This window comes from Isoptericola haloaureus, from assembly GCF_036689775.1.
In the GTDB taxonomy this organism is placed as follows: Bacteria; Actinomycetota; Actinomycetes; order Actinomycetales; family Cellulomonadaceae; genus Isoptericola; species Isoptericola haloaureus.
In genome coordinates this window covers 1-416 of sequence record NZ_JBAGLP010000066.1, presented here as the reverse complement: position 1 = coordinate 416, position 416 = coordinate 1, and the positions used below count along the sequence as shown (strand labels likewise).

Here is a 416-nt window from a genome sequence, read left to right as displayed (position 1 = left end):
CACCTTGGCGATGGACTCGACGATCACGTCGAGCTCGCCGGCGAGCCGATCCAGCTCGTCAGGGCGCAGCTCGATCCGCGCCAGCGCGGCGACACGCGCGACCTCGTCACGGGAGATGGTGGACATGGCCGCCAGTCTAGGGGGCCGACGTGACGGCCCGATGGCACGGAGACGACTGCGGAGGTGACACGCGTCCCGTCCGGGACGGGGGTCGGTCGGCCGACGGTGGGAGACCGGTCGGGGGCCCGGCCCCCCCCCCCCCCCGGGCCGGTGGGCGGGGGGGGGGGGGGGGGGGGCGGGGGGGGGGGGGCGCAGGGCGGGACGCGAGGCGTGGTCATCGGATCCGGCGACGGGGTCGGGGAGGTCGGGCAGCGGCTCGAGGCGGCCGGCGTCGAGCACGCCGTCGTCCCGGGGAC

The 416-nt window shown here is 78.4% G+C and carries 1 protein-coding gene; it reads right to left on the bottom strand.

Features of this window, described 5'->3' with window-relative positions:
• The coding region (locus V5O49_RS00210) for an Asp-tRNA(Asn)/Glu-tRNA(Gln) amidotransferase subunit GatC (protein WP_405001121.1) at positions 1 to 126 on the bottom strand (126 nt) is incomplete at its 3' end.
• Between the last annotated feature and the right edge of the window lie 290 nt (positions 127 to 416).